We start from the raw sequence: 24,518 nt of genomic DNA on the forward strand, positions 1-24,518 counted from the left end.
CACCACAGCGAGGGTCGACAGCCGATGGCTGTGGTGCACGGCGACTTCCCGACCGAATGAGGTGCCCATGCGTGGCCCTGCAGTTCGACCGCTTCGGTGACTACGACGTGCTGAAGCAGGTCGACGTCCCCGCTCCGGAGCCCGGCCCCGGGCAGGCTCTCGTCCGGATCACGTACGCGGGGGTGAACCCGCTCGACGACACGGTTCGGCGAGGGAAACTGCCGGCTGCTGCTGTCAAGGCCTTGCCCCTGCGGCCTGGCTGTTTCGGGGTCGGGGTACTGGAGGTGCCCGGTGGTGCGGCATTGCCCGCTGGGAGCCGGGTGGTGCTCAGTGGTGGCCGCTACGGCGTCGGTGCGGACGGGTCCTGGGCCGAGTACGTCGCCGTGGCCCCGGAGCACCTCGTACCGGTGCCGGATCAAGTCGACGATGTCGCCGCCGCCGCTCTGACTGCCGGTGCCGGTCACCTCACCGCGTACCTCGCGTTGACCGAACTCGCGAACTTCCGGCCCGGGCAGACCGTGCTCGCCCCCGGTGTCGGTGGTGCGGTCGGACAGGGCGGCGTCGACGTCGCCCGCGTCCTCGGCGCGCGAAAGGCGATCACCACGGCCACCAGTTCCGCCAAGGCGGCGCGCGGGCGGGAAGCCGGGTTCGAGGTGATCGACCTGTCGACGGAGTCGCTGCGAGACGGCGTCCACCGGATCACCGAAGGCAAAGGCGTGGACGTGGTGCTCGACGGCGTGGCCGGGCCGGTGACCGGTGAGGCGCTCTCCGCACTCGCGGTGGACGGCACCTTGATCAGCATCGGCTACGCCGCCGGAACCCGCGCTGCGATCGACGTCACGGACCTCATCTGGAAGAACGCGCACGTGCACGGCTTCCGGTTCGCCCTGTTCAGCCCGGCGCAGGTCAACACCGCGAACGCGCGCCTGCTCGACCTGGTCGCCGCCAAGGAGATCGCGCCCGTCGTCGACAGGATCTTCCCCTTGGCGCAGGCGGCCGAGGCTCAGCGCCACCTGATGGAAGGGGATCCGTTCGGTCGGGTTCTGATCTCGATCTGATCGAGCTTTCGTGGGGACGCCCCCGACGATCTTCTGAGGATCGTCGGGGGCGTCGCCTTGGTGCATCGGAGCGTCTGGACGCTCCCGGTCCCGGCATCGCATCGAGCTGGAAGAGCCGGGTGGGGATCAGGAGAAGTAGGCGTCGAATTGCTTGCCGTCACCGAGGTCGGCGTCGACGGCGGATACCTTGCCGCCGCGGCTGATCGTCAGCACGTTGACGATGTCCTGATCGAGGGTCTTTCCGTTGTGGTGTCCGGTGTCGTCGTGGGTGATCGCCGTCGTGAACCGGCCGACGATCTGTTGCCGCTGCTGGTCGGTGAACGGGGGAGGGCTTGCTTGACCGGCGGAGGGAAGGAAGTCGCGGCGAGTGCGCAGATGCCGGCCGGTGCAATCGTGAAGCTGAGTTTCACCGAAGTCCCTGAGGTCGTCACTGAGCGGACGACATGACCATAATTATTTTGGCTATTTCATCCGGGCCGTCGCCTCTTACGAAATCGTGACGTCGCGGCCACCACGGCCCGAGGCCGACGAGGTACGGGCGGTCCACCCGAAGGAGCTCCATGGCTCGTCCCGCGATGACGTAGACCCATCGCGATGGTGTCGGCCCGACGAAACGGACGGAATGGCCGAAGCGCCGGCGACGCGAAGGTCGTCAACCCCGTGCACGCGTGGCGACAAGCCCTCGCTCCCAGCAAGTCTCCTGCCTTGTCGCGGGAGAGGCCGGCACGGGAAACAACGCTCTCCCGCGCGAAGGCGAGGCTGGTCCGGGTGACCCGACCCCGTGGTGCTGGATGCCGCGGACGCGCACCTGTCCGGGGACACCGAATGGGTCCGCGCTCCGTGGCTCCGGATGACCGCGCGTGGAGCAGCCCTGGACCAAACCCGTGGTCCCAGCGGCAGCCGGTTCGCCAGACCGCGCTCGGCTGCCGCTGACCACAGCGGTCGAGCGTTGGCTCCAGCGCCACGGCCCGCGCCGGTCCGAGGCGCTTTCCACGAGCCGCGGCCGAGGAAGGCAGGTCGGCTCGCCGGTTTGTCCCGGCGACAGGCGCGGGTGCCACGTCCGCGCGGTGCTTCACGCCGGCGCGGGCAGCGTCCCGACGATGGCCTCGACGCGGCCTGCCAGGTCGAGGACTCTGCTGTCCTGGCCGTGTGGGCCGTCGATCTCGAGGCCGGTGGGCAGGCCGTTTTCGGCCAGGCCCATGGGGATGCTGATGCCCGGTAACCCTGCTCCGCTGGTGGGAACGGTGTTCTTCGCGAGGATCAGCTCGTTGACCTGCTCGCCCGAGATCGTGAACGACCGGTGTTCGATCAGCGGTGCGGTGCAGGGCGTTGTCGGAAAGAGCAGTGCGTCGAACCCGCGATGGGTGAACACCTCGCCGAGGCGGCGCTGAAGTTCCGGGCGGTCGACGGACAGCGTCGCCTCGTAGGCCTCCTGGGAAAGGTAGCCTGGCCCGCTCGGCAGGACGAGATTGCGCCACGTTTCTTTGAGCTGCGGCTTGAGCTCTTGGTAGATCTCCTCGAACGACACCGGGAAGTTGTTCCGGTGGAGGAATTCTGAAACCGCTTGCCGCGTCTCACGGAAGAAGAGGTTCCACGTCAGCCGATCCGCCAACGGGGAGAAGTCCTCGCCGAGGTCGATTTCAGTGACCTCGGCGCCGGCGTCCCGCAGGCGCTGGAGGGCCAGGCTGAAATGCGCTTCGACGTCGGGGTCGAGCAAACTCAGGTAGTGCCGGGGAGCGTAGGCGAATCTCACCCCTTTGAGGTCGGTGCGATCAGGCGGGGGAGCGGCTGCGTTCTTGGTGACGATTTGATCGACCAGCGCGCAGTCCTCGACGTTGCGCGCAAGGACGCCTGCCGTGTCGAGAGTGTGCGAAATCGGCGCGACACCGCCACCTGGCCATCGGCCCGTGGTCGGCTTGAAACCCACCACGCCGGACAGTGCGGCGGGAACCCTGATGGAGCCGACCGTGTCGCCGCCCAATGCCGCGGGGACGATCCGAGCCGCGACGGACGCGCCGGCGCCACTCGAAGACCCTCCTGGCACGTGGTCGCGGCCGTAGGGGTTCTTCACCTGCCCGAAGGGCTTGTTGTTTCCGGTCAGGCCGAAGGACATTTCGACGAGGTTGTTCTTGCCGAAGACGATGCCGCCGGCTTCTTTGAGGGTGGCGACGACCTCCGCGTCTTCGGTTGGCGTGTGACCCGCCAGGGTCCCCACGCCGAGCGTGGTGCGAACCCCACGTGTGGTGTAGCTGTCCTTTACCCCGAGCGGGACGCCGAGGAGGGGAGTGCTCACACCCGCGGCCCGCGCCGCGTCCGCGTCTGCGGCCGCGGCCAGCACAGCGGATTCATCGATCGTGATGAAGGAATTGAGATCGGCGTACTGTCGAGCGTTCCGCAGAAGTGCGGCCGCGTATGACTCGGCGGTGATGTCGCCGTTGCGAATTGCCGCGGCCGCTGCCGCCACGCCGAGTTCGGCCAGCTCGTGGGTCTCTGATGCCGGCGCCGCGTCGGCCGGTAATTGATCGTTTCGCATGACTGCCTTTCTTGACCTCGAAATCGACCATCAGTTCGCCGGCCGGGTGTGGGAGAGGGTGGAAGGCACCGGAACATCAAGAACTCGCAGGAGATCGGCGACCTTGCGGTCCAGTTCCAGTCCGACGGACGTGATGTCCGGGATGTCGAAGCTGGCGAACCGGGTGCTGGGCTGGTCGATGGAGAACCGCGTGCGGCAGTGCTGATCTCGGTGAATCGTCGTTCGCAGGGGGGCGTAGAGCATCACCGCCGGGTCGTGCCGGTACATGCGCTCGGCGATCGTGTGGTTTCCCATCAGGTAGGTGACACAAGCCCCGGGATTGCCTGCGAGCTGCATGAGCTCGCCGACATCGGTGCCCCAGAACCGCATGAACCCGTGCGGTGCGTTCTCCGCGGCGGCGGCGAGCACGGTGTCCCAGCTCGCGTGCCCGGCGCGCAGCTGCGCCATCCGGTCCATGTCCAGCGCCGGCACCGCGGCTTCGTACCGGTCACGAAAGTCCTCAAAGGATGCGCCGGTGTCGATCGACCACCGGACGACCTCGTGGCGAACCGAACTGAAGTGCTCAGTGGACATCGGGTTTTCGTTCCTCTCTTGGCTACGAGTGAAGAAGCGCGGACTCGGGTCGCGTCCGTCCGACCGTGCGCGGTCCGTAGCGGTGCGGGATGCACGAAGTAAAGCGACCGCTGTACTTGAAGCTAGCAGGCGGTCGGCGAAATGTAAAACGATCGCTATACTTGCGGCATGGGAACCAGTGAGGTGACGGTCGCTGCCCCCGCGGGCGGGCGTGGGGCGCGTCAGCGCATCCTGCGTGCTGCGGCCGAACTGTTCGCGAGCGACGGCATACACGCCACCGGCATCGCGAAGCTGACAGACGTGGCGCACGTGTCCACGCGGACGTTCTACCAGCACTTTCCGAGCAAGGAAGCGCTGGTCAGCGCGTATTTGCAGTGGATCGAGTCAGACGAGGAGCTCCTCGCCGAGACCGCGCTGGAACGCAGCGACCTCGGCGCGCGCGAGCGGCTCCTGGAGCTGTTCGCCGAACGTCCGGCCGGCCCTGCTTCGGCAACAGTCGTGCGCGGTTGTCCGCTGCACAACGCCGCCGTCGAAGCCGCCGGGACGATGCCCGAAGCCGCGGCATTGGTCGAGCGTCACAAGAGGGAACTCGCCGCGCGTCTGATCAAGGCCGCCGCCGAGGCGGGCGCGCGCGAGCCCGAAATCCTGGGCCGGCAGCTCGCCGTGCTGTTCGAGGGCGCTCGCGCGCTCTCGACCTCGCTCAACGACACCCGCCCGTTCGAAGACGCCCAGGAACTCGCCAAAACGCTGATCGACGCGGCGGCCGGACCCGCTTGAGGTCGGTCTACGGTTGAAGTTGTCGGCTTCTCGCCACACGGCGTCGTCCGGGCCGGTCGACGTCGGCCTTACTGGGCAGGCTGGGGTGTGGGCTGGGGTGTGTCCGGGTCGAGCCGGCCGTCGGGGCGCAGCAGCCAGCCCGCACGTTTGCGCGTGCGCGGGGTCACCGAGCTGTCGATCAGAGCCCCGGCACAGGTTGGCTCGGCTCGCACACCACCATCCGGGCCGCTGTGCGCCAGCCGGAACACCTCACCACGGTGATCGCGACCCAGGCGCTGAGCGACTGGTACGAGGACACGGTCTACCTCGGCGGCGGGGACCGGCAACAACCGGATCCGCGGCTGGCAGAGGGACACGGCCCCGGCGACCCTCGAGACTTACCCCCAGCACCCGCTCTACGACGACTACTGGCGCGAGCGCAGCGTGCGGGTGCGCTGGGACCGGCTGGATGTCCCGCTTCTCGATGTCGGCGGCTGGCTGGACCAGTACCGCAACGCCATGGTGCAGACTTCCGCGCCCGCCCCGAGAACGTCTGGATGGTCGTGGGCCCGTGGAGCCGTGGAATGCTCCGCGGCCAGTTCGAGGACATCGCGACCGCGGCGTCCGGCCGTGCCCAAGGCTGCTCCGCGGCGAGAGGCTGTTTTGCCGTTTCGGGAAGGGCTACTGCCGGGTACCCGGGCCCGAGTACCGAGGAACGGGGGCAGCCATCGTGGATCCACTGCGTGACGACCACTCGACACGTCCGCGGTTCACGCTGGATGACCGGCCGGGCGAGAGCGGGCCGGTCTTTGGTGATCGCTACGAGGTCGGCGGTCTCCTCGGCGTCGGCGCGACGGCCCGGGTCTACCGAGGTCATGACCGGCGTCTCGGCCGCGAGGTCGCCATCAAGGTCTTCAACCGCGACGCCGTCGCCGAGGAGCAGCGCCGGCGGCTGCGGGAGGTCGGGATCCACGCAGGCGTGGACCACCCGGGGGTCGTCGCGCTACTCGACAGCGGATCCGAAGAGGGCCGGATGTACCTGGTCACGGAGTTCGTGGCAGGGGAGAACCTCGCGCAGCGCCTCCTCGGCGGCCCCTTGGGTGCCGAGGAGGTGGCCGCGATGGCGATCCGGCTGGCCGACGCGCTGGTGCACCTCCACGCCGCGGGGGTGACCCATCGGGACCTCAAACCCGCGAACATCCTGCTCGGCGAGCGCGGGCCGCTCATCGCCGACTTCGGCATCGCCCACGCGCTCGACGTCACCCGAGTCACCGCGACCGGCACCGTGGTCGGCACCGCTGCCTACATGGCGCCCGAGCAGGTGGTGGGCGACCCGGTCGGGCCGGCGGCGGACGTCTACGCGCTGGGCCTGATCCTCCTCGAATGCCTGACCGGCAAGCTCGAGTACCCCGGCACCATGGTCGAGGCCGCGGTGGCACGGCTGACCCGCCGGCCGCGCATTCCGGCCGGGCTGCCGGCCGGGCTGTCGGACCTGCTCGACCGCATGACCGCCCGCGAGCCGGGAGCCCGCCCTACCGCGGCGGCGGTCCACTCAGACCTGACGCGGCCGGCGGTTTCGGTGGCCGCGACGGGTTCGACCGGGACAGGGCGCAGCGACACGGAGCCGATCTGGCCGGTCTCCGACGCGCCCACCGCCGGGCAGACCCGGCCCGGCGGGTCCATCGCCGGATCGACTCGGCACGTGCCCGATCCGCCGGCGACGACTCCGCCTCGTCACCGGCAGGGACGACGCGCGGCAGCGGTGGCGGCTCTCGTCGTCGGCGCCGCCGCCATCGTGGTGCCCCTCCACTTCGGCGGTTCCCAGCAAGCGGCGACGCCTCCGCCCGCTCCCGGTTCCCAGACACCGCCTCCTGCCCCGGTCAGCGTGCCGCACTCGGCCGCGGCCACCTTGCGGGCGGCCGCACAGCCCGTCACGCAGGTCGCCCGCAACGCACCGGCCGCTCCGCCTCCGATCCGGCCGCCGAACCCCGGGCCGAAGAAGGAAAAGCACCACCCGAACGAGCCGGCCGGACCGGCGAAGCCACCCGGACACCGCTAACCGCGCCGACAAACCGTCCGCCACCTCCCCCGCATGACGAAATCGACGCGCGGACAGGCGTTCCTGACGGCGCGATCGACTTCGCGGCGGCGAATGAGGAGACGGCCTGTCCGAGCGGCGCACCCTCGCGACCACGTGGTCGCCGACGCCGGAATCCTGGCGCTCTACGCCCGCCGTCGCGTTCGTGGACACCGCCGCTGACGGGGTACCGGATCTGCGGCGGGGGAACCGCTGGCCGATACTCCCTGGGAACCAGTCGACGCGGACTCCGCAACCCAGGCGCCGGGATTGTCGGCGGGTGTCGGGGTCGGGCCGTCGAGCGGTTCACGAGCAGTGGCAGTGGTGGATCCAGTGTGGAGGGGGCGGCCGGACATGCCTGCTGCGGCGCACATGCTGGCCAGCAGTGTGCTGGCCAGGGTCGACGACCTGACCGATGAACTTGTCCGCGTCATCAACGAGCAGAACCCGGGCTACCGGCAGCTCAACGTCGTACCCGAAGACGACCTGTGGAAGTCGTGCCACGACAACCTCGAGCGCGTGCTGCAGCTGGTCAGCCAGGACGGCGACGATGCGGAGCGCGTCGCGCAGTTCTACGACGCGGCACGGGCGACCGGGCAGCGGCGGGCGCACCAGCGGCTGCCGCTGGACGACCTGCTGCGGTCGTTCCGCATCGGCGGACGGATGGTCTGGCAGGCGCTGATCGCGCAGGCCCGCGCGGAGGACGAAGCGGACACCGACGATCTGCTCGACCTCGCGACCCGCGTCTGGGAGCTGGTGGACGCGATCTCGTCCCAGGTCGCGGCCGCCTACCACGCAGCCGAGCGGGCCCTGGTCCGCGCCGACGAACAGCGCCGCGCCGCTCTGTGGGAGGGCCTGCTGCAAGGCCGGGCTTCCGACGCGGCGTTCGCGTATGAGGCGAGCCGGATCATCCGGCTGCCGGTGGAGGGCCCCTACGCGGCCGTCGCGGCTGAGGGTCGGTTCGCGACGAGCGACCTCACCGAGACACTCGGGCGCAAACTCGACGAAACGGGCATCCGGTCGGCCTGGCAGGTTCGCGCGGACGCACTCGTGGGCTTGGTGTCTCTGCCGGGGCGTGACACCGCGGTTCTGATGAAGACCCTCACCGTCGTCCGCGGGTCGGCGGGTGTCTCGCTGGTGGTCGATGGACTGGCTGAAGTGCACACCGCCTACCGGCAAGCGGTGCTCGCGCTGCGGACCGTCCCGCACGACAAGCCGGCAGTCGTCTGCCTCGCCCAACGGTTGCCGGAAGCGTTGCTGCTCAGTTCTCCGGAGCTCACCGGCTCCCTGATGCAGCAGTGGCTGTGCGGACTGCTGGACCTGCCCGATGAGGAGCGGCGGATCCTCGTGCAGACGCTCGCCTCCTGGGTGGAGACCGGCGGATCGGCCACCCGAGCGGCGCAGGTGCTGCACTGCCACCGCAACACGGTGCTCAACCGCGTGCGCCGGATCGAAGCGCTGACCGGGCGCTGCCTGCCGGGTGGCGAAATCCCGATCGAGCTGGCCCTCGTCGTGCGCGCGCTCCCGGTTCTGCCGCTGCGGAGGCGGTCGTGACTCCAGGCTCGATGTGCACATCGCCCAACGGCACTACGCCAAAAGTAGGCACGCAGGTCATAGCTGTGGCCAAGGAAGGTGTGTAACACTGCGGCCCAATCCGAACACCCCCCGCATTCCCTGATCACTTCTCTGACACTGTCGTTCGAGAGGAACCCGCCGCCCATGGCACAGCAGGACCACGACGCCCGGCCCGCTCCGGATGCGCCGCGGCACATCGACCGGCGCCGTTTCCTCGGCTTCGTGCTGGCGGCGCCGACGCTCGCCGTCGCCGCGCAGATCGCCCAGACCGGACTGGCGCCGCAGGAGGCCGATGCCGCACTCCCTTCCCTCCCGCAACCCGAGGACCTCTTCGACCTCGGCGACCTGCAGAACCTCGCCGCCGCACCCACGTCCGGCCTGATCACCGTCCAGATCGGGACGGACGGGCGCGCGTCGTTCGCGGTGCCGCGGACCGAGGTGGGTCAGGGCATGACCACCGCGGTGGCGATGATGGTGGCCGAAGAGCTCGACATTCCGCTGTCGAAGGTCGACGTCACGCTGGCCGACGCCCGCCCGGAACTGCTGATGAACCAGCTCACCGGCGGCTCCAACTCGATGCGGAGCATCTTCACCCCGGTCCGCACCGTCTCGGCGATCGCCCGGGCTCGGCTGGTCGCGGCGGCTGCCGCGCAGTGGGGAGTCCCCGAGTCGGAGCTGCGCACCGCCGACGGGGTGGTCCACCACACCAGCGGCAAGCAGGCGCCGTACGGCTCGCTCGCGAGGGCTGCTGCCGCCGTGAGGACCACCAGCGCCACGGCAAAGCTCAAGTCGCGGGCGGACTTCAAGGTGCTCGGCACCGCGCAGAACCGCATCGACGCCTACGAGGCGGTGACCGGGCGCAAGAAGTACACCCTCGACCACGACGTCCCCGGCGCGCTGCCGACGATGGTCGCCCGGCCGCCCACGATCAACGGCACGGTTCGCTCGATCCAGAACGAGGCCGACGTCAAGGCGATGCCGGGCGTCACCGACATCGCGGCGATCTCCCACGGCGTGGCCGTGCGGGCCGAGACGTTCGGGCAGTGCATCGACGCCATCCGCGCGTTGAAGGTGACGTGGGGTCCTGGCACCGTCGACGGTGAATCCGACGCGACCGTGCTGAAGAAGCTCAAGGCCGCGCAGCTGCCGCTGGCTGTGCCGGGCGTGCTGACGAAGTCGCTCGACGCGGAGTTCACCTTCGCGTTCGCCAGCAACAGCCCGCTCGAGACCGGTTCTGCCATCGCCGACGTCCGATCGGACCGCGCCGAGATTTGGTCGTGCTTGAAGGTGCCGATCGTCGCGCAGCAGCAGATCGCGCAGGCGGTGGGTCTGCCCCAGAGCGCCGTTACCGTGCACGTGACCCAGGGCGGTGGCTCGTTCGGCCGGCACCTGTTCCACGACGCGGCGCTCGAAGCCGCCGAGGCGTCGAAGAAGATGGGCAAAGCGGTCAAGCTCATGTGGTCGCGCACCGACGACTTTCGGCAGGGCCGCGTGCACCCGATGTGCGTTTCGCGGGTGCGCGCCACCTACGCGCTCGGCAACGTGGTCAGTTTCGAACAGCGGCACACCAGCGTGCAGACGGAGTTCAGCCACGGTCTCGGCGAGATGCTCACCTCGACCGCGGCGAAGCTGCCGATCGCCGGCAACCTGAGCTTCGCGGAGTCGATCTTCGAGCTGACGCAGTCTTCTCCCTACAACTTCGGCGTGACCACGCAATTGCTCAACGAGATTCCGCTGAAGTTCAACACCGGCAGCATGCGCAACATCTACTCGCCGAACGTGGTCACGGCTGAAGAGCTCGTGGTCGACCAGCTGGCGAAGAAGATGGGCAAGGACCCGGTTCAGTTCCGGCGAGAGTTCCTCAAGGACTCCCGGCTGCGCGCCGTGCTCGACAAAGCCGTCCAGGTCGGTGAGTGGGGACGGTCGATGCCGTCGGGCACCGCCCAGGGCATCGCGGTGCACTCGGAGTACCGGGGTGCGGTGGCGGTGCTGGTGGAGATCGACTGCCGCCCGGAGACCGTGAACCGGAAGGTCCGCGAGGCGGTGACCGGTCCGCGGGTGACCAAGGCGCTCGTGGTGGTCGATCCCGGGTTCGCGATCAACCCGCGTGGCCTGGAAGCGCAGATGATCGGCGGCCTCAACGACGGCATCGCGATGTGCCTGACCTCCAGCCTGCACATCAAGGACGGGATCCCGCTGGAAGGCAGCTGGGACAACTACTTCTACACGCGCGAGTGGAACACCCCCGTCGAGACGCGGGTCGTGATCATGCCGAATACCTCGGACACTCCGAGTGGTGCCGGGGAACTGGCGGTCGCGCCGTCGTTCGCCGCCGTCGCTTGCGCGTACGCGCGGGCCACGGGGAAGATGCCGACTTCGTTCCCGATCAACCACGGCACGCTTTCGTTCGAGCCGCTGCCTTTGGAACCCTCCACCCCGCCTTCCCCCGTCGACGGTCTCGACTACGCCTACTAGGAGTTCCCGTGCCACAACACACCTTCAAGCTCAACGGTGAGCAGGTCACGGTGGAAGCCGAGGACACCGAACGGCTCCTGTGGGTGCTGCGCGACCGCCTCGGCGTGAAAGGCCCGAAGTACGGCTGCGGGCTCGACGTCTGCAAGGCGTGCACGAGCCACATCAACGGCAAGGCCTTCAACCCCTGCTCGGTGCCCATTTCGAAAATCGCGCCCTCCGACGAGGTCACGACGATCGAAGGTCTGCCCGCCACCGTGGGCAAGGACCTGCATCCGATGCAGGAAGCGTGGCTGCAGCAGGACGTCGCGCAGTGCGGCTACTGCCAGCCAGGGCAGATCATGGCCGCGGTGGCCAAGGTCCGCCAGGCTCGCGCCGCCGGCCGCGAACTCACCGACGACGACCTCGACGAGATCCGCAACATCTGTCGCTGCGGCACTTACGCCCGCATCCGCGAGGCCATTGTGGACGGTGCGAAGAACATGTGACCCCGGCTCCTGGGGCACCGCGACGCACCGTGGTTCCCGGCCGAGGCGCCGAGGGTGACCGACGAGAAGGACGTCCTCCCGGTCAGCTCCAGCACGAGCACGGTGGGCTTCTCGACGGGGACGTGGTGCTCACCACGTCCCCGTCGACATGTCGGAGGGCGACGTCGGCCGCAGGCGTCGCGCTGACGCGGTCGGGGGTGTCGGGGGCGGAGTCGGATGGCTGTGTCTCCGCCACCCTCCGAGCCGTATCCGGGAAATCCAGTGCGGCTGTCATTCGCGGCGGGACGCCGTCGGCGCCGACGACGAGGGGTACCACCCCGGGGCCCGTTCCGGCGCCGGGCGCCGTCCGGATTCGCGGGGTGGGTCCGGCTCAGGGGAAATCGTCCACGGACGAGCCACTGCTCTGGCCGCCGCCGGTTTCACTTACCCTCACCGTGCAGTACCGCCTGCTCGACGCCGCACCCTGGCCGGGCGCCACTGGCCGATGCCCGGGCAGCACCGGCGTCGGCCCGGCCGACGCCGGAGATCTCGATGTCGACCCGGCATGCATCGTCGTGCAGGGCCACTCCGCCGGGCGCAGCTCGCGCTCATGACCGGCACGCTCCCGGCGTCCGAGCGGCCCACCGTCATCGTGGGCTACTGCCCTCCCAGCGCGTTCACGCCGCTGATCCGGACGCCATGCCGCCTGTCGAGCCGGACTCCCCGGGCCGCATCCCGGCTGGATGCTGTTGCTTCCCCCAACCGACGAGGCCGAGTTGACCGCCGCCAGCCTCCACGACCTGAGCACGGCCGAGTTCCCGCCGACCATCGTCTTTCGGGCTGGTGGCGCCGGGTGCGGCGGATCAGCCCAGTCATTTTCGAAAGCGGGCTTCTTGCCGCCTCGTCTGCCGTCGGCGCGTCAGCACCGCTCGCCGCGGCACCATGAGTCGGCTCGCTCTCGTGGAGCGGGTGCCCGTCGCGCTTCTATACTTCGTGGTCCACCGGAGGGGGAGCGACGATGGCGGATGTGCCGGGTCGACGGCCGTCGATGGGGCGTCCGCGCACGCCCGGCGTGGAAGAGGCGGTGCTCAAGGCGACGATCCGACGACTGGTCGAGGACGGCTACTCCGGCATGTCCCTGGCCAAGATCGCCGCCGACGCCGGCACGACCCGGCCGACCGTGTACCTGCGCTGGCCGACCAAGCAGGCACTGGTGGTCGCCGCCGTCCGCGCCACGTTCGAGTGGTCTCTCGAACCGCCGCCGGAGGACTGGAACGACTTGCCGCCGAAGGAACGGCTGTTGCGGCTGTTGCGCAGGATCGAGCCGGCCGAGGACCGCGAGAACCGGCAGCTGTACACCGCGCTGCTGGCAGAAAGCAACCGCGTGCCGGAACTGCTGCAGCTCCTCGAAGAACACGTCGTCCAGCCCCGCGCCAGGGCCATCGCCGAACTGCTCGAGGCGATGAAGGAGCGCGGTGAAATCCGGCCGGACGTGAACACCGAACACGCGGCGATGATGATCTACGGGGTCCGGTTCGTGGACAGCCTGTACCGGGTGCGGATGTCGACGGACCGCGACCAGGAGAGTGTGGAGCTGTTGTGGCCCTCTCTCACCCACAGCTCGGAGTAGCCAGAACCCCGTCCTGACCAGCGCTTCAAGGCAGTCAATCCCACTGATGGCTACGTTGCGTGAGGCCATCATCACACGCGACGCGCGGGCTGAATATATTACTTATCAGTACAGTAAAGATTGTGTGACGGCGACGTGTGGCGTCGCGTGTGGATCTTGACCAGGAAGGCGGTGGTAGGAGTGAAAACGTCGAAGGGTGAGGAGGACCAGGCGCAGCGGCGGAAGGCCTGGCTGTGTGAAGCAGACCCTGAGTTCACGGCCGCGATACCGGATCGGTCTGTGCGGGTGGCGATGGCCGAACCCGGCCTGCCGCTCGCGCGGATCGTCGAACTTGCGATGAGCGCGTATGCCGGGCGACCGGCGGTGCGGGAGCGCCGGTCGGTACTGGTGACCGACCCGGTTTCGGGGCGCCGGTCGCGTCGCCTGCTTCCCGAGTTCGCGACTCGCAGCTACGGCGAACTGTGGGCGCGGGCCACGGCGATCGCGTCGGAATGGTCGGCGCGGGGCCTGCGGGCCGGAGACTTCGTCGCCACGATCGGGTTCACGAGCGCGGACTACGCGACGTTGGACCTCGCCGGCCTCCGCCTGGGTGTGGTTTCCGTGCCGCTCCAACCGACCGCTTCCGTGGCCCACCTTCGGGCGATCGTCGAGGAAACCGAGCCCCGGTTGCTGGCCACGAGCCCCGCCTATCTGGGTAAAGCGGTCGAGGTGGCGTTGGCGGTGGAGTCGGTGCGGGCGGTCTTGGTGTTCGATCACCATTCGGAAGTCGACGACGAGCGGGAGGAACTCGAGTCGGCCGAGGCGGAACTCGACCGTGCCGGTCGCTCGATCACCACGCTCGAGGCAGTCGTCGAGCGCGGACGTACGCTGCCTGCCGCTCCGCTGCACGTGCCCGATTCCGGTGCGGATCCGCTGAGCCTGGTGGTCTACACGTCCGGCAGCACCGGCACGCCGAAAGGTGCGATGTACCCGGAAAGCCTGGTTCGACGGTGGTGGGCCGGTGCCCTTGGCGGCGCCGACGACGAACCGGCGATCACGGTCAATTTCATGCCGATGAGCCACATGTTCGGCCGGGCGACGATCGTCGACACGTTCGGGCGCGGCGGAATCAACTACTTCACGGCGAAAAGTGACCTGTCCACGCTGTTCGAGGACATGGGGATGGCGCGGCCCACCGCGTTGATGACCGTTCCGCGCGTTCTTGACATGCTTTTCCAGGAGTACCAGGCCGAGTGTGACCGGCGTCGTGGTGAGTTCGCCGACGCGGGCGAACTCGACGCCGCCGTCAAGGCGGACATCCGCCGGCACTTCCTTGGCGACCGGCTGCTGCACGCCATGGTGGGAAGTGCCCCGACCTCGGCGGAGGCGAAGGCGTTCGCCGAATCCGTGCTGGGCGTCCCGCTGCACGAAGCCTACGGCGCCACCGAATTCGGCCTGGTGCTGATGGATGGCAGGATCCAGCGGCCGCCGGTGACCGAGTACAAGCTGGCCGACGTCCCCGAACTCGGCTACCTCCGCACCGACCACCCCCACCCTCGGGGCGAGTTGCTGGTCAAGACCGACCCGATCTTCCCCGGCTACTACCGGCGGCCCGATGTCACCGCCTCCGTGTTCGACGACGAGGGGTTCTACCACACCGGCGACATCATGGCCGAGACCGGCGAGGATCAGCTGGTGTACGTGGATCGGCGCAACAACGTGCAGAAACTTTCGCAAGGCGAATTCGTCGCGCTGTCCACAGTGGAGTCCGTGTTCGCGGCCAACCCCCTCGTCCACCAGATCTACGTCTACGGCAGCAGCCGGCGACCGTACCTGCTCGCGGTGATCGTCCCGGCGCGCAACGCCCAGCAGGAAGTAGGCGGATCCGACGCCCTCAAGGCCAGGCTCGCTGAAGCGTTGCAGGCGACCGCCAAGGACGCCGGCCTCGAACCGTACGAGGTTCCCCGCGATTTCCTCGTCGAGACCGAACCGTTCAGCATCGACAACGGGCTGCTGTCCGACATCAGGAAACAGCTGCGGCCGCGCCTGCGAGAACGCTACGGTGATCAGTTGGAGCAGCTCTACGAAGACATCGAGCGCGGCCAGAACGACGAGCTGCGCGCACTGCGCGCGGGCGGCGCCGATCAGCCCGTGTACGAAACGGTCACCCGCGCGGTGCAGGCGCTGCTCGGCTGCGACAGCACGGACCTCGGCCCCGAAACCCACTTCACCGATCTCGGCGGGGATTCGCTGTCCGCGCTGACGTTTTCCAACCTCCTGCGGGACGTGTTCGGCATCGAAGTGCCAGTCGGCGTCGTCATCAGCCCCGCCAACGACCTGCAGGCGATCGCACGGCACATCGAAATCCAGCGTGACTCCACCGCGCAGCGTCCGACCTTCGAATCCGTGCACGGGCGAGGTGCCACCGAGGTACGGGCGAGCGACCTCAAACTCGACGAGTTCCTGGACGCGGAAACCCTGGCCGCGGCGAAACGACTGGCCCGGCCGGGCGGAGAACCGAAGACCGTGCTGCTGACCGGCGCCACCGGGTTCCTCGGCCGATTCATGTGCCTCGACGGGCTCGAACGCCTCGCCGAGCGGGGCGGGAAGCTGATCTGTCTCGTGCGCGCCACAGACGATGCCGCAGCACGTGACCGTCTCGAGAAGGCTTTCGACAACGGCGACACCGAACTCCTCCGCCACTACCGCGCACTTGCCGACGACCACCTCGAAGTGATCGCGGGCGACCTGGGAAGTCCCGATCTCGGGGTCGCGAGGCAGACCTGGTCACGCCTCGCCGAAGAGGTCGACGCGATCATGCACGTCGGCGCCCTGGTCAACCACGTGCTCCCGTACGAGCAGTTGTTCGGTCCGAACGTCGTCGGCACGGCCGAGCTGATCCGGCTGGCGGTCACCGCGAAGCTGAAGCCGTTCACCTACCTGTCGACCATCGGCATCGCCGACCAGATCGAACCCGGTACCTTGGCCGAGGCCCGCGACATCCGGCGGCTCAGCCCCTTCCGGCACCGCGGCGAGGGCTACGCCAGCGGCTATTCGACCAGCAAGTGGGCCGGCGAAGTGCTACTGCGAGAAGCGCACGAGACCTGCGGATTGCCCGTCGCAGTGTTCCGCTCCGACATGATCCTCACCCACAGCCGCTACGTCGGACAGGTCAACGTGCCGGACCTGTTCACCCGGTTGCTCCTGAGCATCATCACCACGGGGATCGCGCCGAAAACCTTCTACCGCACCGAGGACGGCCGACCGCCGACGGCACACTACGACGGACTTCCCGTCGACTTCACCGCCGAAGCCGTCAACACCATCGGCACCCGAAACACGCAGGGCTACCACACGTACCACGCGCTCAACCCCCACGAAGACGGCATTTCGCTCGACACCTTCGTCGACTGGCTGATCGAAGCAGGTCATCGCATCGACCGGCTCGAGGACTACTCGGAGTGGTTCCGTCAGTTCGGCGACGCGCTGCGGAAACTGCCGGAACCCCAGCGACGCAACACACTGCTGCCGCTGCTGCACTCGTACGAACGGCCGGCGGAACCCGTGCGTGCCGGAATTGCCCCCGCCGAGGAGTTCCGGAAAGCTGTACGTGCTGCCAAAATCGCATCACTGGGCGACATCCCGCACATCACCAAAGAGCTGATCCGGAAGTACTCGGACGATCTGCGCGCGCTTGGACTGGTGTGAAGCGAACGGGCAGACCGATTCGGTCGGCCGGCCGTGCGGCGAACGGCGAATCAGCACGAGGTCGCCGCGATCCACTCGCTGCTGGCAGCGATGCCTGAGGACCGTCGAGCCGCGAATTCTCAGCCGGCCCGCTCAGAGTTCCGACGTCCGTGACCAGGGGGCAGCGCGACCATCGACCGCAGGGGCATCACGGTGATCCAGTGACGCGCCGAGGTGACTGATGGCCAGCTCGTGCAGCCAGGTCCGAAGCGGACCCCGAGCGACTTGACGAGTCCGGGGGCAGGCCCATTCGGGGTGCGGGGTCCGGTTGCGGAAGCAGCGTTGGTCGGCCTTTGCCGCCGGGGAGAATCGGGGGAGTAAGCGAGCCTGCCACAGCTCTTGATCGAGCCCGTGCAGTGAATCCGCTCACTCGACGCCGGCTCGCCGTCTACCGCGTGGCTCGCGGCCAGCGTCGCGCTGCCCGTCGGCGTGCAGGTGCTCCTGCCAGCGGCGTTGTTCGCCTATGGCGGCTGCACGATGGCCGCCTCGTGTCGTTCGCTGCAGGCGCGCTGCTCGTCGCAGGGGGCCGCCTGGGCCGTGGGGAGCCGGGCTCCCGGCGCTGCCCGGTAACGCCGGGCGTGGTTGTACCGACCATGTCATGTTGATGTCAGCGAAGGAGCGCCAGTGCCCAACTCACGCCCGTTGGACCCGCCACAACCAGCGTCCAGACCGAGGCGGCGCTGGCCGTGGATCATCGGGACGATCGCGGTGTTGGTCGTCGTGATCGTCGGGGTCGGCGCCAACGATCGAGCGGAGAGTCTGCAGCCATCCCGAGCCGCCCACGATGCGACGACGTCGTCGGCTACGGCAACCGACGTCGGCACAGGCGCGGAGGCCATCCTGCGCGCAGCAGGCCTGCTGCACGCGCACATCGAGAACCTCGAGCAACTGATCTGCGACCCGTACACGGCGACCGCGACGGCGACCGCCGGTGGGTTCGATGTCCACGTCACCTACCCGGGTCCCGCGAATTTGACCGTTTTCGCCGAAACGTTCGATGAGCGCTCCAGCGCTCAGCACAAGACGATCGTCGGGCAAGAGGCCGGGGCGACGTTCACGTTCACCGGATTCTCGTTCGATCAGGTGATGGCGATTTCGGTGTCGGAGACATCGGACCGTGGCCCCGGCACTTGCGACGTCTTTGATCGGACTCCGTAGCCGACACCGCCTCCCAGGCACGCGTGCCAGTTTCGGCGGTGATCTCGCTCGCCACGCGGCAGACCGGCTTCTTTGAAGCCGTCCCGGAGATTGGCGAGATCGCTGCCGGCCGGGCGCACGGTGCCCTCCGGACGCGTCAGCTTCGCCTGCGAAGTCGAGTAGGCGGAGCAGCCACTTCGGCGTGTGGAGAACCCGTGCGCAGATGATTGCCGGGACGTCGGTGCTCTGGACGATCGCTTCGATTGTCCACAGCACGATGTGGTCGGGCACGTCATCCCGGTCGCTCGCTGTGGCTACCGGTGGACGAGTTGTCGAGGTCGTGTCGCAAGACGCGCACGCTGTAGGCCTCGGTGATGGGTTGCGATGGAGTGTCGAACTGCGGTCTGTAAGCGGTGTGGTTGCAGGGTTCGAGGGCCTGATCGTCTGCGTGTGGTCGTTGTTCTCGGTGAGTCGAGCGGGGACACGGGACGCGGTATTTCTCGTTGGACTTGCCGTGTGGTCCGGATGGGCGGCGGCATCGGGTGCGCCGCGGCGGGTTCCGTACCAGGGTGGCTGCGGAGCAGGCCCGGGCGTATCTGCTCGGTGCTGATGTGGATCCTGTCGATTTGGGCGTGAAACGGCTGGCCGACGCGCTCGCCGACGGCGACGCCCGCGTCCGACGGCACAGTCCGCTGCTGTCCCATCTCGGTTCTCGGCCGCCGGGCGGGTGCGGTGTCCACACTGGACTGGCGGGCGCGAGCCCGCCGAGAGTTGCCGCGACACCGTCCACGCACCGACGCCGGCGGCCGCCCCCGCCCGCCGGGTTTCCCGGCCGTGGCTGCAGCGCGGCCACCCGTGGTTGACCACTCTCGGCATCCTCGTGCTGTGGGAACTGATCGCCCGCGCCGGCTGGCTGCCGCCGGAGGTGCCGTCGATCAGCGCGATCGGGGTGGCGCTCGTCGAATTGGCTCCCACCGCCGGGTTCGTCCACGCCCTGATGGCGACCCTGGAGCAGTTCGCCGTCGGTCTGGCCGGCGGTGTGGTCGCCGGCCTGGTCCTTGGCGTCGCGCTCGGCGCCGTGCCGCTGCTGTACCGGCTCGTGCACTATCCGCTCGACTTCCTGCGTTTCGTGCCGGCCGTGGTGTTCCTGCCGCTACTGCGCCACGCGCCCGAGCTGGGCGGTGGACATCGCGCGCGGCCACCTGCGCCGGCGCGGCTCGCACCACGGCCGGGTCGCCCCGCACGCGATGCAGCGAGACATGCTGCGCAGCCTCTACCCCGTGACCGCGCGGGACCGCGCGGGACCGCGCGGACCTGCGCGCGTGGTGGCCCGGCCCGCTCGTGGTCAAGGGCGTGCTTCGCCCGGCCGACTGCCGCGTGCTGCTCGACCACGGCGCCGACGGCATCGTGGTGTCCAGCCACGGCGGCCGCCAGCTCCACTGCGCGCCCGCCACCATCGAAGCCCTCGCAGGCGTCGTCGCCGAGGTCGCGGGCCACGCGGAGGTGTTCCTGGACGGCGGCGTGAGACGGGGCAACGACGTGCTCCCCGCCCTGGCCACCGGTGCCCGCGCGGTGCTGGTCGGCCGGCCCTACTTGTACGGGCTCGCGGCCGGCGGGCAAGCGGGCGTGGAGCGGGTGCTGCAGGTGCTGACCTCGGAGCTCGACCGCGCGATGGCCCTCACCGCCTGCGCCCGCATCGAGGACATCGACCACCGCGTGGTCGCGACGGGCATCGCCGGAGCCCGCACCGTGGCCCACCCGCCCGGGGGCGGCTGCCAGAGAGCGCGGTTGCCGTGATGAGCGTTCGGCGCCGGTGTTGAGCGTGTTGCCGGTGACGGTCTGGCAGCGTGCTACACGGTCCCGAACCTGTCACCCAGCTTCGCCATCCGTGACAGCTCTTTCGGTGCTCCTCGTGGCGTGGCGGAGCGGTAGGCTCCGTCGATGGACGAGACTCCGGACATCAAGCCGCGCAGTCGCGACGTCACGGACGGCCTGGAGCGCACCGCCGCGCGCGGGATGCTGCGGGCCGTGGGCATGGGTGACGACGACTGGGTGAAGCCCCAGATCGGTGTCGCTTCTTCGTGGAACGAGATCACGCCGTGCAACCTGTCACTGGACCGGCTGGCGAAGGCAAGCAAGGACGGCGTGCACGCCGCGGGCGGCTACCCGCTGGAGTTCGGCACGATCTCGGTGTCCGACGGTATCTCGATGGGCCACGAGGGCATGCACTTCTCCCTGGTGTCGCGTGAGGTGATCGCGGACAGTGTGGAGACCGTGATGCAGGCCGAGCGGCTGGACGGCTCGGTGCTGCTGGCCGGCTGTGACAAGTCGCTGCCGGGAATGCTGATGGCGGCCGCCCGGCTCGACCTCGCCAGTGTGTTCCTCTACGCCGGTTCGATCCTGCCCGGCCGGGTCACGCTGTCGGACGGCGGCGAGCGCGAAGTCACGATCATCGACGCGTTCGAGGCAGTCGGTGCCTGCGCCAGGGGCCTGATGAGCCGGGCGGACGTCGGACTGATCGAGCGCGCCATCTGCCCCGGCGAAGGCGCGTGCGGCGGGATGTACACGGCGAACACGATGGCCAGTGCGGCCGAGGCACTGGGTATGTCGCTGCCCGGCAGCGCGGCTCCGCCGGCGACGGACCGGCGGCGTGACGGGTTCGCGCGGCGGTCCGGTCAGGCGGTGGTCGAGATGCTGCGCAAGGGGATCACCGCTCGGCAGATCATGACCCGGGAGGCGTTCGAGAACGCGATCGCCGTGGTGATGGCGTTCGGCGGCTCCACCAACGCGGTGCTGCACCTGCTCGCCATCGCGAACGAGGCAGAGGTACCGCTCAGCCTGGACGACTTCACGCGGATCGGTGCGCGGGTGCCGCACCTGGCCGACGTGAAACCGTTCGGACGGCATGTGATGACCGACGTCGACCGCATCGGCGGCGTGCCCGTGGTGATGAAAGCGTTGCTGGACGCGGATCTTCTGCACGGCGATTGCCTGACCGTGACCGGGCGTACGGTCGCCGAGAACCTGGCCGAGATCGCGCCGCCGGACCCGGACGGCACGGTGCTGCGCGCGATGGCCTCGCCGATCCACCCGACCGGCGGCATCACGATCCTGCGTGGTTCCCTGGCGCCGGACGGCGCGGTCGTGAAGTCCGCCGGTTTCGACTCGGACGTGTTCACCGGCACCGCCCGGGTGTTCGATCGCGAACGCGCCGCGATGGACGCGCTGGAGGACGGCACGATCGTCGCGGGCGACGTCGTGGTGATCCGTTACGAAGGCCCCAAGGGCGGCCCGGGGATGCGGGAGATGCTCGCCATCACCGCGGCGATCAAGGGCGCGGGGCTCGGCAAGGACGTCCTGCTGCTCACCGACGGCCGTTTCTCCGGCGGCACGACCGGCCTGTGCGTCGGCCATGTCGCCCCGGAAGCAGCCGATGGCGGGCCGATCGCCTTCGTCCGCGATGGCGATCCCGTCAGCCTCAACGTCGCCACCGGCACGCTGGACCTCGGCGTGGATGCCGCCGAGTTGGCGGCCCGCCGCGCAGGCTGGACGCCACTGCCCGCCCGCTACACTCGCGGCGTGCTGGCCAAGTACTCCAGGCTCGTCGGCTCGGCCTCCCAGGGCGCTGTCTGCGGGTAACGCAGGCAGGACTGCGCCCGGCGATCCGGCCGGCGCAGCGCTGCGCCGGCCGGATCGCTGACGGACCATCGCCGTGCGTCGATCTTGGCGAGCAACGCCTCGGCAGCGCTGTCGATGCTGTCGATGGGCAGTGGGAGCTCGGGTGCCACAGGAGCATTGTGGCGTCTAGTCACCCAGGTGGGGCGGAAATTCGTGACGACAACGCCGACCGACCGCGCAGTCACAGCGGCATACCTCTCGCGGTCTGGACGCGGGGTTTTGGCCTCGATCAGGGCTTCCCAGCTACGTCGGCGCCGGCAGCGCGCTTGCCGATCTCCGCGAACGACTGCCGTAGCTCGTCGACGCGGATCAGCACCCGGTGCATTCGCCACGTTGTGGCTGGCCAGGTGCAGAAGGCGGGAAGGAAGGAGAGGGAGAGGAGAAGGGAAACCTCCCTCGAATTCGCGCGTGGCATCGGCCAGACTGTCGACTGCACGCTCGTCGCCGTGGAACGTGCCGAGGACCTGGCGCTCGACTCGCCTGACCGGGGCGTAGGCGAGTTCGTGCTCGTCGGCCACGATTGCACCGTGTGGGAGCTGTTGGGCGCGCGGTCCGGCTCCGCGCTCGAAGCGCGCTTCCGGGCTGAGTTCTGCCGACTGTCGTGAAGGAGTCGAGCTGTGGATGAGCCATCGCGGGTGGCTGCGGCGGAGCACACGCTGGGCGTGCGGCTGCCGCGCAGCTACCTGGCCGCGTTGGCCGCCGGCCCGCTCCTGCGCCGGAGGTGTCCGAGTTCCTTCCCGACGTCATGGGCGGGGGACCACTTCGAGGTCGAGGTGTTGCTGGGAATCGGCGGCCCGGACGGCATCGACGGCGAATTCGGCAGCGCGTACCTCGTCGCGGAGTGGGAGTACCCGGACGTCGGGGTCGTGATCGGGATGACGCCGTCAGGTGGCCACGACACCGTGATGTTCGACTACTCCACCTCAGGTCCGGCCGGCGAGCCCGCCGTCGTGTACGTCGACGAGGACCGCGTCTCGCGGCGAGTGGCGCGGTCGTTCGCGGAGTTCTTGGGAAAGCTGGAGTGACGGGTGGACATCGACGAGAAGCCGCACCCCTGAGGCCTGTCGGGGTGGGCCGATCGGGTGGCCGGATCACCGGTCGGGACCGGTCGGAATGGGCGTGCGCTTTCGTGCCTTAAGGCGCGCTAATTTCGTAGCCAAGGTCGGCTTCCAAGCGGCTTCGCGGGTCACGGCGAAGCCGTACTCTGAGGGCATGGCTGACCAGGTACAGCAGAGACCCGGCGAATCGAACGCCCAATGGCTGAATCGGCTTGAAGCCCTCCTGGTCGTCCACCTCGACCGGGTCACCGGCATGGGCTCACCCGCTGACGATGAAGAAGAGAGAATCCGGGCGACCATTGCCGCACTGAAACGCGGTGAGGCACCGACGAACCCCTGATCTGGGGCTTAGGACCTGTTGGTGAAGGGTTTCGCACTGGTGTAGTGCACTCCGGCGAGGGGCCGGAACCGGAGCCTGGCGCAACGCCGAGCCCGGCGGCTCCGTGCTGAGTTCAGCACGGGCTACCGGACCGCGGTGGAGTGCAGCGGCTTCGGGAAGTGCGCGGCGCCGGCATCCTGGCAGTATGGCGCCCGGGAGCCGGGTAAGCACAACGCGATCCCGCTGCCACCCAACCAGCGGACGAACCTCGGGCCAAGAAACGACGTCTGGGGCGACGCGCTCGCCGAAGGCACGGCGAAGCGAGGTCCCTCATTCGGGGAAGTCGACGTCGTAGCCTGCCCGCGCCCGCCATCGGCGATGACGTCAGCCATCTCCTCGGCCGCCCGGTACGTCGGCGGCACGGGCGTGCGCGGCAAAACCGTCCAACGTGCTCGCCGCTCGCTACGGCTTCGAGCCGGTGATCACAGCCAGCCCCGCCGCGTGGCTTCCATCGCGATCTGGAACCGCGTGCGCGCGCCGACGCGGTGCATCAGCTTCGTGACGTGCCGCTGCACCGTGCGCTCGCTCCAGCCCAGCGCGCGCCCGACCGCCTTGTCCGTCAGCCCGGACGCCAGCAGCATCAGCAACTGCGCCTCGCCGGGCGGCAACGCGTCCGAAGCGCCCGACTGGAACGGCACGCTCCGCGCCCACACCGCCTCGAACAACGCGATCAGCGCGTCCAGCAGCGGCGACGGGTGGATCACGTACGAAGCTGTCAACGCCACGTCCCCGGGGCGCAGCAAGGGAATCATCGCGTACCGGTCGTCCGCGATCGCGAGCTTCATCGGCACCTCGCCGGCGATCCGGGCCTCCTCACCGTGGCGCACACCGACCGCGATGTCGTCGAGTACGCCGCCGAGTTCGAGCGCACTCTTGTCGTATACGACGCGGTAGCGCACGCCCCGCTCCAGCAGCGCGAGCTCGATGTGGTTCGGCTCCTGGTGCCCGTTCGGCGCGGCATACGGCGGGCGGTCGAATCCGCGCATCTGCACAAGGACCTCCTGCTGCACGCACGCCCATCGCTCATTGACCTCGTCGCGCCCGGAGATCACCTCCACCAGCTCGCCCGGTTGCGCGAAGCGGGTGCTCGCACGGTAGGCGGCCGTCAACGTCGCGATGTGACGGCGCGTATCGCGCAGCGCGGCTTCGCGTTCCTGCAGGACGGCCTCGATCGCGCGGTCCGGTGGCACCACGACGAACCGCGGCGAGCGCCCCGACGAGCGCGTCGCCAGCCCGAGGTCCACGAGCCGCTGCACCGCCCGGCGCACGCTCGCCGGCGGACGGTGGCAGTCTTCCGCCAGTTCGGCGGCCGTCGCCTGCGTCCGGTGGACGAGCGCGTCGTAGACCGCCTCGTCGTCACCGCTGAGCCCGATCGCCTCGAGCACGTCGTTCCTCCCAC

At 69.1% G+C, this 24,518-nt stretch carries 18 protein-coding genes and 1 pseudogene; 16 read left to right on the forward strand and 3 right to left on the reverse strand.

The features are described 5' to 3' along the window. Nucleotides 1–71 precede the first annotated feature (71 nt). Together AB0F91_RS21440 and AB0F91_RS21445 are read left to right on the forward strand one after the other, a co-directional pair. Entirely contained in the window at nt 72–1,058 is a 987-nt protein-coding gene (locus tag AB0F91_RS21440; RefSeq protein ID WP_360599676.1) for a zinc-binding alcohol dehydrogenase family protein, read from the forward strand. A 147-nt stretch (nt 1,059–1,205) separates the two neighbouring features. After that, nucleotides 1,206–1,505 (forward strand): hypothetical protein, encoded by a 300-nt coding sequence (locus AB0F91_RS21445; RefSeq protein ID WP_360599678.1) that lies wholly within the window; start codon nt 1,206–1,208, stop codon nt 1,503–1,505. Between the two features lie 625 nt (nt 1,506–2,130). Here the strand turns inward: AB0F91_RS21445 and AB0F91_RS21450 are convergent. Continuing rightward, nucleotides 2,131–3,591: an amidase family protein gene (locus tag AB0F91_RS21450; RefSeq protein WP_360599680.1), complete on the reverse strand. Its 1,461-nt coding sequence runs from the start codon at nt 3,589–3,591 to the stop codon at nt 2,131–2,133. Nucleotides 3,592–3,621: 30 nt separating this feature from the next. Beyond that, nucleotides 3,622–4,164 (reverse strand): hypothetical protein, encoded by a 543-nt coding sequence (locus AB0F91_RS21455; RefSeq protein WP_360599682.1) that lies wholly within the window; start codon nt 4,162–4,164, stop codon nt 3,622–3,624. 168 nt (nt 4,165–4,332) lie between these two features. Here AB0F91_RS21455 and AB0F91_RS21460 point away from each other — a divergent pair, with 168 nt between their 5' ends. From AB0F91_RS21460 to AB0F91_RS21525, 14 genes and pseudogenes are all read left to right on the forward strand, one after another. Next, nucleotides 4,333–4,941, forward strand: coding sequence for a TetR/AcrR family transcriptional regulator (locus AB0F91_RS21460; RefSeq protein ID WP_360599684.1), 609 nt, complete (start codon nt 4,333–4,335; stop codon nt 4,939–4,941). A gap of 333 nt (nt 4,942–5,274) precedes the next feature. Beyond that, nucleotides 5,275–5,667, forward strand: coding sequence for a CocE/NonD family hydrolase (locus AB0F91_RS21465; RefSeq protein WP_360599751.1), 393 nt, complete (start codon nt 5,275–5,277; stop codon nt 5,665–5,667). Next, nucleotides 5,651–6,979: a protein kinase gene (locus AB0F91_RS21470; protein ID WP_360599686.1), complete on the forward strand. Its 1,329-nt coding sequence runs from the start codon at nt 5,651–5,653 to the stop codon at nt 6,977–6,979. Before AB0F91_RS21465 ends, AB0F91_RS21470 begins: the two co-directional genes overlap by 17 nt. A gap of 372 nt (nt 6,980–7,351) precedes the next feature. After that, entirely contained in the window at nt 7,352–8,551 is a 1,200-nt protein-coding gene (locus AB0F91_RS21475; RefSeq protein ID WP_360599688.1) for a helix-turn-helix domain-containing protein, read from the forward strand. A 165-nt stretch (nt 8,552–8,716) separates the two neighbouring features. Then, nucleotides 8,717–11,047, forward strand: coding sequence for a molybdopterin cofactor-binding domain-containing protein (locus tag AB0F91_RS21480; RefSeq protein ID WP_360599690.1), 2,331 nt, complete (start codon nt 8,717–8,719; stop codon nt 11,045–11,047). Between the two features lie 8 nt (nt 11,048–11,055). Next, the gene (locus AB0F91_RS21485) at nt 11,056–11,532 is read left to right on the forward strand and encodes a (2Fe-2S)-binding protein (RefSeq protein WP_360599692.1); all 477 of its coding nucleotides are present in this window, start codon (nt 11,056–11,058) and stop codon (nt 11,530–11,532) included. A 997-nt stretch (nt 11,533–12,529) separates the two neighbouring features. Beyond that, on the forward strand, nt 12,530–13,141 hold the full coding sequence (locus AB0F91_RS21490) for a TetR/AcrR family transcriptional regulator (protein WP_360599694.1): 612 nt from the start codon (nt 12,530–12,532) through the stop codon (nt 13,139–13,141). Nucleotides 13,142–13,321: 180 nt separating this feature from the next. Then, on the forward strand, nt 13,322–16,828 hold the full coding sequence (gene car, locus AB0F91_RS21495) for a carboxylic acid reductase (protein WP_360599696.1): 3,507 nt from the start codon (nt 13,322–13,324) through the stop codon (nt 16,826–16,828). 750 nt (nt 16,829–17,578) lie between these two features. Continuing rightward, nucleotides 17,579–18,025 carry a hypothetical protein gene (locus AB0F91_RS21500; protein WP_360599698.1) on the forward strand — a complete coding sequence of 149 codons (447 nt, stop codon included), beginning with the start codon at nt 17,579–17,581 and terminating at the stop codon, nt 18,023–18,025. A gap of 1,290 nt (nt 18,026–19,315) precedes the next feature. Further along, nucleotides 19,316–19,801: pseudogene (locus AB0F91_RS21505) on the forward strand (alpha-hydroxy acid oxidase); the annotation flags it as partial. A 144-nt stretch (nt 19,802–19,945) separates the two neighbouring features. Continuing rightward, complete coding sequence (gene ilvD, locus AB0F91_RS21510; protein ID WP_360599700.1) at nt 19,946–21,643, forward strand: dihydroxy-acid dehydratase; 1,698 nt, start codon at nt 19,946–19,948, stop codon at nt 21,641–21,643. Nucleotides 21,644–22,029: 386 nt separating this feature from the next. After that, entirely contained in the window at nt 22,030–22,287 is a 258-nt protein-coding gene (locus tag AB0F91_RS21515; RefSeq protein ID WP_360599702.1) for a hypothetical protein, read from the forward strand. 12 nt (nt 22,288–22,299) lie between these two features. Then, entirely contained in the window at nt 22,300–22,707 is a 408-nt protein-coding gene (locus tag AB0F91_RS21520) for an SMI1/KNR4 family protein (RefSeq protein ID WP_360599704.1), read from the forward strand. A gap of 187 nt (nt 22,708–22,894) precedes the next feature. After that, nucleotides 22,895–23,080 (forward strand): hypothetical protein, encoded by a 186-nt coding sequence (locus AB0F91_RS21525; protein ID WP_360599706.1) that lies wholly within the window; start codon nt 22,895–22,897, stop codon nt 23,078–23,080. 461 nt (nt 23,081–23,541) lie between these two features. Here the strand turns inward: AB0F91_RS21525 and AB0F91_RS21530 are convergent, their stop codons facing one another. Next, nucleotides 23,542–24,504 (reverse strand): helix-turn-helix domain-containing protein, encoded by a 963-nt coding sequence (locus AB0F91_RS21530; protein ID WP_360599708.1) that lies wholly within the window; start codon nt 24,502–24,504, stop codon nt 23,542–23,544. Nucleotides 24,505–24,518: the final 14 nt, after the last annotated feature.

Origin of the sequence: Amycolatopsis sp. NPDC023774 (assembly GCF_040639695.1) — a bacterium.
In the GTDB taxonomy this organism is placed as follows: Bacteria; Actinomycetota; Actinomycetes; order Mycobacteriales; family Pseudonocardiaceae; genus Amycolatopsis.